This window comes from Polaromonas sp. P1_G2 (genome assembly GCF_056405515.1).
Map to the genome: position 1 here is coordinate 1 of NZ_JBFUBY010000185.1, position 8,582 is coordinate 8,582.

Here is an 8,582-nt window from a genome sequence, read left to right on the forward strand (position 1 = left end):
GACCCGGACTACATCGACGACCCGGTGCTGGTCGACTACGTGCAAAGCCTCTGGCTGCCGCTGATAGCCGCAGCACGCGCGCGCGGGGAATTGCATGTGGAGCTTGAAGAGCGCTTTGCTTGGCAGGTGTTCCTGATCCGGGACCGGAGCATCAATGCCTTCGCCCTGCCCGGCGGCTATTTCGGCGTGCACCTGGGCCWTGTTGCCGCGGTCGGCAGCGCGGACGAAATGGCCGCCGTGCTCGGCCATGAAATCAGCCATGTCACGCAGCGGCATATTTCGCGCATGCTGACGCAGCAGTCGCGCCAGACGCCGTGGATGATCGCCGCCATGGTCCTGGGCGCGCTGGCGGCCGGGAAAAACGGCGATGCCGCCAGCGCCGCCATCGTGGGCGGCCAGGCGGTCGCGGTGCAAAACCAGCTCAATTTTTCCAGGGACATGGAACGGGAGGCGGACCGTATCGGTTTCGGCGTCATGACCGACGCCGGTTTTGAAAGCCGCGGCGTGACCGCCATGTTCGAAAAGCTGCAGCAGGCCTCACGCCTGAACGATAACGGCTCCTTCCCCTATTTGCGCTCCCACCCGCTGACGACCGAACGGATCGCCGCGGCGCAGGCACGCGTGCAACTGGCCTCCATGGAGGCCGAAAAGCCTTCGCGTGAAAAACTGATCGAGGCCGCAAAGGCCCGTGTGCTGCACGCCATGATGGCCTCGCGCGCGCGCATCCTGGCGGCGCCGGGCGTGGATGCGCTGCGGTCCATGGTGACGGAGGCCCAGCGCCGCACTTCGCCACTGGTCATGCAGGCACCGGCTTCGGTGGAAAACGTGCGCGATGTCGGTGTTGTGTACGCAGGCGCTTATGCGGCGGCGCAGCTGCGCGATTTCGCCGCCTCAAGAACCTTGCTGGCAAAACTGCGGCCGTTCGTCGCGGAGGTGCCGCAGGCGGCGAGTGCGGCGGATTTGCTGGCCGTCGACATCGACTTGTTGGCTGGCGTCGTCCCGGCGACGGCCGCAAGCGTCGATATTTCAAAAGCCACGTCGCGCGCGGAAGTCCTGACCCAGGCCCGTTCGCTGCTGGCGGCGCAGCGGGCCCAGGATGTGTCCGGCCGGTTGCAGACCTGGGTGGCGGCGCATCCCAAGGATGCGACGGCCTGGCAGTTGCTTGCCGTGGCTTATGGCAACCAGAACCAGAATGTGCGGGCAATTCGCGCCGATGCGGAAAGCCGCGCGGCGCAACTGGACTATCCGGCGGCGCTGGACCGCTTCAAGGCAGCGCAGGCCCTGATGCGCAGCAACCCCGGCAGCGCGGATTACGTGGAAGGTTCCATCCTCGACACGCGAACGCGCCAGACGGAATCACTTATCAAGGAACAGGCGCTCCAGGACAAAGTCGATCACTAGCTGCAGCGCTGAATAGATCAGCGAGCCTATCAGCGCGGCGCCAAAGCCCGTGACGTTCATCAGGCTGCTGGTCAGGCCGGCCGCGGCCCAGAACATGAGCGCGTTGACGACGAAGAGGAAAAGCCCCAGCGTCACCAGCGTCACGGGCAGCGTCAGCAGCACGAGGATGGGGCGCACCACCATGTTGAGCGCCCCCAGCACGGCGGCCGCGATCAGCGCGCCCGTGAAGCTGCTCACCATCACGCCCGAATACAGGTACGCGACCGCCAGCAGGGCGGCCGCACTGAAAAGCCATTTGAGGAGGAGTTTCATGGCTGAAGAATACCATCGGGCCGCCCAAATAAAAATGCGCCCCGAGGGCGCATTGGCAAGGAGTGGCGGACCCAATCAGTCCGTCGCCACTAGCAATCCGGCGCTGGCCAGCGCCGTGGCATAGCCCAGCACGCCCTGGCTTTCCTGGGCTTGGGAGGCTGTCACGGGCTGCATGTCCTGGCCGAACTTCGGCCGGCGCGCATCCAGCACGCGCGCGGCGCCGTGCTGCTTGATCAGGAACTCGGTCTGGGTCACCAAGGTGGTTTGCGCCAGCTGGGTCAGCACTGTGTCACCCTCTTTTTCCAGCACCGGCATCAGTTGGGCGAAGACTTTTTCCGCCCACTTGCCGCGCCAGCTTTCGCGCGCGCTGTGCGTCACCCATTTGCTGACGCGGTGCGTCACGCGGGGTGCGCAACCGACCACGATCCAGCGGGTCGGGTTGCGGGGGCCGCCGGCGGGCAGCATGGGTTGCAGCATCTGCAAGGCATATGCGGCGTCGTCAACGTACACGATGATGTTGTCCATGAAGTTCTCCTTGAGTTGTCGTCGTTTTAGAAAGCTTGCGGGTGACGGGTTGCCGGTTTCAATGAGGGATCAGGTCCGCGTCGCGGGTCGAGCGGTTGCGCCGGGTGGCCCACCAGCCCGCACCCAGCACGCCGGCCACCGCCACCGCGTAGGTAATCCACTGGGCGGCCGTGTGCAGGTTTTCGGCCGAAGGCAGCGTATTCGGGCCTCCATAGATCGAGTCCAGTAACTGCTCGCTTACGACCATCTTGGCGGCGGTGAAGGCCAGCACGGCGGCGCCCAGGTTGATGATGATGGGGAAGCGCTCCACCAGCTTGAGGACCATGGTGCTACCGAAGACAACGATGGGGATGCTCACCAGCAGGCCGATGACGACCAGGTCGAAGGAGCCGTGCGCGGCGCCGGCGACGCCCAGCACGTTGTCGATGCCCATCAGGGCGTCGGCTACCACAATGGTTTTCATGGCGCCCCAGAAAGTGCTGGCGACGGGCCCGTCGTGTTCCTTGTCGCCCTGGTCGGCCAATAGCTTGTAGGCGATCCACAGCAGCCCCAGGCCGCCTACCAGCATCAGGCCGGGGATTTTCAGCAGCCACACCACGCCGACGGTCATGGCGGAGCGGACCACAATGGCGCCCACGGTGCCCCAGACGATGGCTTTTTTCTGCAAGTGGGACGGCAGGTTGCGCGCGGCCAGGGCGATCACGATGGCGTTGTCGCCGGCGAGCACCAGGTCAATGAGGATGATCGCCAAAAGGGCGGACCACCAGGGGGCGGTGAATAGTTCCAAGCTCACACTCCATGTCAAGTTTCGACTTGGAAATCCGAATGAACGGATTTCCGGATTCGTGAAACCGGAAAAGGCCTGTGGGTGGTTCGGGTCAGGGGAAACTGGTGCCGCGAACGCCTCGATCAAACCTGTTCAGGTTTCAATCGAAGGTCTGGCTCGACATGCAGTGTCGCTGCATGCCCAACAAGCCGGAAGTGTGAACTTCGTAATGACGACTTGTTGTTAGCGATTTTGCTGTGGTGTCTGTTATCGAATATTGCAGCAAAACGAGGGAGTTACTCCCCTTCGTCTGGATATTTGACAATAAAAATGGATTTTTTGCAAGTCGCCGGCATCTTCCCTGATCGCGGCTAAATCCGCGTCGGGGGAAGCTATTTCCCGTCTGCCCGATAATGAACGGCCCGGCCCTGCGGCTTCGCGCATCCTTCTCTTTTGGCGCGGCCAGCCACCTAATTTGGTACTTTATTCCCATGCCCGGCATCCACATCACCGATATCGAAGCCGCCATCAATTACTGGCGCGACAAAAAACCGTCGCCGGACGGCGTGACGCTGGCGCCTGAACTGCGCGCGCTGGCCGAGGTCTATGCGCTCCTGGTTTTTTACCATGAGGACGAGGCCGACGAAAAAACCTTCCCGCCAAAGGCGCTAGCGGCCTGGCGCGCCTGGTACGACACGACAGCCGACACGCCCTGCATCGCGATCTGTTCGACCAGCCAGGGCGACGCCCTGTGCAAGGGCTGCGGCCGCACTTTCGACGAGGTGCAGCGCTGGCCCGAAATGACGCCCGGTGAAAAGCGCACCACCTGGCGGCGCATCACGCAGGAAGCGACGGCTTGGCGTTTTGGCCGCTATGCGGACCGGGCGCTGGAAGGCAAGGCGCCGGCCTCCTCCGACGAGACGTCCTGAACTTTCAGCTATCAATTTGGTAGCGATCAGCGGCATGCGGGGCTACACTGGCCCTATGCTCAGACTGGCCCGCGCTCCCAATATCGCCATTGCCGCGCTGTGGGTGGGCGCCCTGCAGCAGGCCGGTTTTTCGGCCAGCGTCCAGCGTTACTTCCTGGGCAGCGTGGCCGGCGAACTGCCGCCCGACCAATGCCTCCCCGAAGTCTGGCTCACGCACGACCACGAAGAGATGCAGGCGAAGGAACTGTTGCACAGCTTGCAGAACATGCCGCAGCGGCGCTGGCTGTGCGCCTGCGGCGAGACAGTGGAAGGCGGTTTCGAGCAGTGCTGGCAGTGCGGCGCGGACATGCCGACGCCGCCTGCGGCGTCCGCCTAGACGCGCTTGGCCAACTCGGCCGCCAGGCCGACGTAGCTGCCCGGCGTCATGGCCAGCAAGCGGGTTTTCTCGGCCTCGGGAATCTCCAGCGAGCGGATCAGCGCATGCAGGTCTTCGGCTTTCACGGTTTTGCCGCGCGTGACTTCCTTGAGTTTTTCATACGCGCCCTGCACGCCGTAGCGGCGCATCACGGTCTGTATCGGTTCAGCCAGCACTTCCCAGGAGCTGTTGAGGTCGTCGCTGAGCGCTTCGCGGTTCAGTTCGAGCTTGTTGAGGCCCACGCTCAGCGAGTTGTAGGCCAGCACGGCGTAACCCAGGGCCACGCCCATGTTGCGCAGCACGGTGGAGTCGGTCAGGTCGCGCTGCCAGCGTGAGATCGGCAGCTTCTCGCTCATGTGGCGCAGCAGCGCATTGGCCAATCCCAGGTTGCCTTCGGCATTTTCAAAGTCGATGGGGTTGACTTTGTGCGGCATGGTGGACGAACCGATTTCGCCGTCCTTCAAGCGCTGCTTGAAGTAGCCCACGCTGACGTAGCCCCAGACATCGCGGGCCAGGTCGATCAGGATGGTGTTGGCGCGGGCCACGGCATCGAACAGTTCGGCCATGTAATCGTGCGGCTCGATCTGGATGCTGTAGGGCTGGAAGGTCAGGCCCAGGCCCAGCGGCTCGGGCGTTTCGATCACGCTGCGGCTGAAGGCTYCCCAGTCAAAATCGGGCCAGGCCGAGAGGTGGGCGTTGTAGTTGCCCACGGCGCCGTTCATCTTGCCCATCAGCTTGACGGCGGCGATTTTCTCGCGCGCATTGGCCAGGCGCACCACGACGTTGGCGATTTCCTTGCCGACCGTGGTCGGGCTGGCGGTCTGGCCGTGCGTGCGGCTGAGCATGGGCTCGCCGGCAAACAGGTGGGCCATGTCGCGCAACTGGGCAATCACCTTGTCGAGCGCCGGCAGCACGACCAGGTCGCGGCCGCTTTTGAGCTGCAGCGCGTGGCTGGTGTTGTTGATGTCTTCGCTGGTGCAGGCGAAGTGCACAAATTCGCTGGCGCCCTTGAGCTCGGGCCTGGCCTCGAATTTGGACTTGATCCAGTATTCGACGGCTTTCACATCATGGTTGGTGGTTTTTTCGATGTCCTTGATGGCTGCGGCATCGGCTTCCGAGAAATTCTTGACCAGGCCCAGCAAGTAGGTGCGGGCGCCTGGGCTCAGCGGCTTGAATTCGGCGAATTTGGCGTCGGACAGCGCGATGAACCACGCCACTTCCACCTGGACGCGGCGGTGCATATAGCCCTGCTCGGACATCAGGGGACGTAATTGGGCGAGTTTGCCGGCGTAGCGGCCGTCCAGCGGGGACAGGGCGTTGATGGTGGAAAACGGGGTGGAAGAGCTCATCCTCCAATTGTAGGGCGGGCCCCGGGCCGGCTCGCGGGACTGTCCAGATTTGCGACGTTTGGGGGAACCTGTCAGCCCGGGGCTGGGCTTACTCGATAGAATGCACTTCCCTCGGACCACGATCTCACACCATCATGAAACTCATTGGCTCCGCCACCAGCCCCTATGTGCGCAAAGTGCGCATAGTGATGGCCGAGAAAAAACTCGACTTCCAGTTCATCCTGGAAGATGTCTGGGCGGCGAACACCACCATCACCGCGTCCAATCCCCTGGGCAAGGTGCCTTGCCTGGTCATGGAAGGCGGCGAAGCCGTGTTCGACTCTCGCGTGATCGTCGAATACCTGGACACCTTGTCGCCCGTTGGCAAGCTGATTCCCTCCCAGGGCCGCGAGCGCGCCGAAGTCAAGACCTGGGAAGCCCTGGCTGATGGCCTGATCGACGCCGCCATCCTGGCGCGCCTGGAGGCCACCTGGAGCGGCCGCGGTGCCAAGCAACGCAGCGACGCCTGGATTGACCGGCAAATGGGCAAGATAGACGCCACCCTCAAGGCCATGAGCACCGGCTTGGGCGACAAGGCCTTCTGCAGCGGCATCCATTTCAGCCTCTCGGACGTGGCGGTTGGCTGTGCGCTGGGCTACCTTGATCTGCGTTTCACGCAGGTCAACTGGCGCGAACTCTACCCCAACCTGACCCGCCTGCAGGACAAGCTCATGCAGCGCACCAGCTTCGCGGAAACGATCCCGCCGGGCTGAGTTCCCGTGGCGGTTGATCAATGCGGAGGCCCGAGCCGAGGCGAATAGCCGGCTCCGGGCAGGTTCTGTATCGCAGTAAACCGGCAATACCGGAATCCGGTAACCGCGGAAGGCAAAGGGGTGCCGCTCATGGGGCGGCGCCTTGCCGGCTGGAATATAAAAATGCTGCGAAGCGCCCCGGCGCGAACGAGGGAGGGAGGGAGGAGGAGGAGCGCCCCGGGATTGCAGCTGAACCTGGACGGCTCAGAAGGCTTCGCAACAATGAAACTGTTTTTTGCCTGCGCTGCTGATCTCTTGCGAGAGCAGATTGCGCATACGTAAGTATGAGCGCACGAAGGCCCGGTAGTTCCCCAGGCAAAAGGTTTGCCAGGTAAATTTTTGTTAACGGAATAGGGGCGCGGCCGCTTGCGAATGGCTGCCGGCTCTGCTGCCCCGTCAGCGAACTGCAAGCTGCTTTTCGATCTCTTTGAGAAAAGGCTGGCCGGATGGGTCGTCCCTGGAGTTGAAGCTGGTGACGCTGCTGCCGTCCCGGGCGATCACGTATTTGTAGAAGTTCCAGCGCGGCGTGGTGCCGGTTTTGGCCGACAACTGTTTAAAAAGCGGGTTGGCGTCTTTACCGGTCACACTGGTTTTGGTGAACATGGGGAATTTCACCCCGAAGGTGTTTTCGCAGAAGTCCGCGATCTCCTTGTTGCTGCCGGTTTCCTGCGAAAAATCGTTGGAGGGAAAGCCCAGCACCACCAGGCCTTGATCCTTGTATTTGGCGTGGAGCGCCTCCAGCCCCTGGTACTGCGGCGTGAAGCCGCAGAAGCTGGCGGTGTTGACCACGACCACCACTTTTCCGCTGTACTGGCACAGAGATTGGGGCTTTTCGTCCTGCAGGCGCAAAAAGGTTTGTTGCAAAAGACCGGTGCAGGCCGCAGGTGCCGGGCTGGCCGGGGCCGCCTGCGCGGCTGGCGAGGCTGCCAGCAAGGCGCCGCAATAAAACACGCCCAGCAGGAGGATTCGGGGCTTGGAGGCTGGCATGGTTAAACTCTCGGGCTTTGGGTGGAGGGCGCGTTTCATTCTGGCGGTGTTCGGTTTTCGGCACAAGTACCGGCATGGGGCATGCCTTCTGAAGGTACGCGCTGCGGCGCTTGCCGGAGCATGAAAACGTGCGGTGAAAGAGCGCTCGAGTAGGCCAACATGCCGGAATGGGCCACGAAATTGCCCGATTTGCCGGTAAATTGCCGACAAATCGCAAGTTGTCACATTAGCCGCCTAAAATCACCCTAGTACCCAGGATGCGACAGCAGGCGTCCAAGGCAGATTTATCTGCGAATTCGATTGCGAAGGAGTTCTCAATGCTTTACCCCGAACTGTTCAAACAGCTTGAGTCTGTCCGTTGGGACATGGACAAAGACATTCCATGGGCCAGTTTCGACCCCGCCAAGCTGACCGACGAGCAGGCCCAGACCATCAAGATGAATGCCATCACCGAATGGTCCGCGCTGCCGGCCACGGAAATGTTCCTGCGCGACAACAAGGACGACAGCGACTTCTCGGCCTTCATGTCGATCTGGTTCTTCGAAGAGCAAAAGCACTCGCTGGTGCTGATGGAATACCTCAAGCGTTTCCGCCCCGACCTGGCCCCCACGGAAAAAGAGCTGCACGAAGTGCGCTTCGAGTTCGAGCCCGCGCCCGCCCTGGAAACGCTGATGTTGCATTTTTGCGGCGAGATCCGCCTGAACCACTGGTACCGCCGTGCCAGCGAATGGCACACCGAGCCCGTCATCAAGCAAATCTACACCCAGCTGAGCCAGGACGAAGCGCGCCACGGCGGCGCTTACCTGCGCTATATGAAGCGCGCCATCAACAACTTCGGCAATGAGGCGAGGACTGCCTTCACCAAGGTCGGCGTGCTGATGGCCAGCGCCCGCCGCACGGCGCAGGCGCTGCACCCGACCAACCTGCACGTGAACAAAAGCCTGTTCCCGCGCGACACCATCCAGAGCCGCCTGCCCAATCCCGAATGGCTGGAGCACTGGCTGGACACACAGATCAAGTTCGACGCGGTGTGGGAGGGCAAGGTGGTCGAGCGCATCCTGCACAACCTGAGCCTGCTGATGAACCAGAGCTTCAAGACCGTACAGG

At 62.4% G+C, this 8,582-nt stretch carries 10 protein-coding genes; 5 read left to right on the forward strand and 5 right to left on the reverse strand.

Annotated features, from left to right (window positions below; genetic code table 11):
* Window positions 1-1,401: M48 family metalloprotease (locus AC1D0P_RS17600; protein ID WP_477677928.1), on the forward strand; the 1,401-nt coding region annotated here is incomplete at its 5' end.
* On the opposite strand, the gene AC1D0P_RS17605 is transcribed toward AC1D0P_RS17600, so the two are convergent.
* The 3 genes from AC1D0P_RS17605 to AC1D0P_RS17615 all read right to left on the reverse strand — a co-directional run bounded on the left by AC1D0P_RS17605 (window position 1,357) and on the right by AC1D0P_RS17615 (window position 3,025).
* Window positions 1,357-1,713 (reverse strand): phage holin family protein, encoded by a 357-nt coding sequence (locus AC1D0P_RS17605; RefSeq protein ID WP_477677929.1) that lies wholly within the window; start codon window positions 1,711-1,713, stop codon window positions 1,357-1,359. The genes AC1D0P_RS17600 and AC1D0P_RS17605 overlap by 45 nt on opposite strands.
* Window positions 1,714-1,788: 75 nt before the next feature.
* Window positions 1,789-2,238 carry a hypothetical protein gene (locus AC1D0P_RS17610; RefSeq protein ID WP_477677930.1) on the reverse strand — a complete coding sequence of 150 codons (450 nt, stop codon included), beginning with the start codon at window positions 2,236-2,238 and terminating at the stop codon, window positions 1,789-1,791.
* Window positions 2,239-2,296: 58 nt separating this feature from the next.
* On the reverse strand, window positions 2,297-3,025 hold the full coding sequence (locus tag AC1D0P_RS17615) for a TerC family protein (RefSeq protein ID WP_477677931.1): 729 nt from the start codon (window positions 3,023-3,025) through the stop codon (window positions 2,297-2,299).
* Between the two features lie 470 nt (window positions 3,026-3,495).
* Between AC1D0P_RS17615 and AC1D0P_RS17620 the strand changes: the two genes are divergently transcribed.
* Both AC1D0P_RS17620 and AC1D0P_RS17625 read left to right on the forward strand, forming a co-directional pair.
* The gene (locus tag AC1D0P_RS17620; protein ID WP_477677932.1) at window positions 3,496-3,933 is read left to right on the forward strand and encodes a DUF3717 domain-containing protein; all 438 of its coding nucleotides are present in this window, start codon (window positions 3,496-3,498) and stop codon (window positions 3,931-3,933) included.
* Window positions 3,934-3,988: 55 nt separating this feature from the next.
* Window positions 3,989-4,309, forward strand: coding sequence for a DUF2007 domain-containing protein (locus AC1D0P_RS17625; RefSeq protein ID WP_477677933.1), 321 nt, complete (start codon window positions 3,989-3,991; stop codon window positions 4,307-4,309).
* Here the strand turns inward: AC1D0P_RS17625 and purB are convergent.
* Window positions 4,306-5,697: an adenylosuccinate lyase gene (purB, locus tag AC1D0P_RS17630; protein ID WP_477677934.1), complete on the reverse strand. Its 1,392-nt coding sequence runs from the start codon at window positions 5,695-5,697 to the stop codon at window positions 4,306-4,308. The two genes, AC1D0P_RS17625 and purB, sit on opposite strands and share 4 nt — an antisense overlap.
* A gap of 134 nt (window positions 5,698-5,831) precedes the next feature.
* Between purB and AC1D0P_RS17635 the strand changes: the two genes are divergently transcribed.
* Window positions 5,832-6,449, forward strand: a complete 618-nt coding sequence (locus AC1D0P_RS17635) for a glutathione S-transferase N-terminal domain-containing protein (protein ID WP_477677935.1) — start codon at window positions 5,832-5,834, stop codon at window positions 6,447-6,449.
* A 435-nt stretch (window positions 6,450-6,884) separates the two neighbouring features.
* Here AC1D0P_RS17635 and AC1D0P_RS17640 read toward each other — a convergent pair whose 3' ends face one another.
* Window positions 6,885-7,475, reverse strand: coding sequence for a glutathione peroxidase (locus AC1D0P_RS17640; RefSeq protein WP_477677936.1), 591 nt, complete (start codon window positions 7,473-7,475; stop codon window positions 6,885-6,887).
* 317 nt (window positions 7,476-7,792) lie between these two features.
* Here AC1D0P_RS17640 and AC1D0P_RS17645 point away from each other — a divergent pair.
* Window positions 7,793-8,582: ferritin family protein (locus AC1D0P_RS17645; RefSeq protein ID WP_477677937.1), on the forward strand; the 790-nt coding region annotated here is incomplete at its 3' end.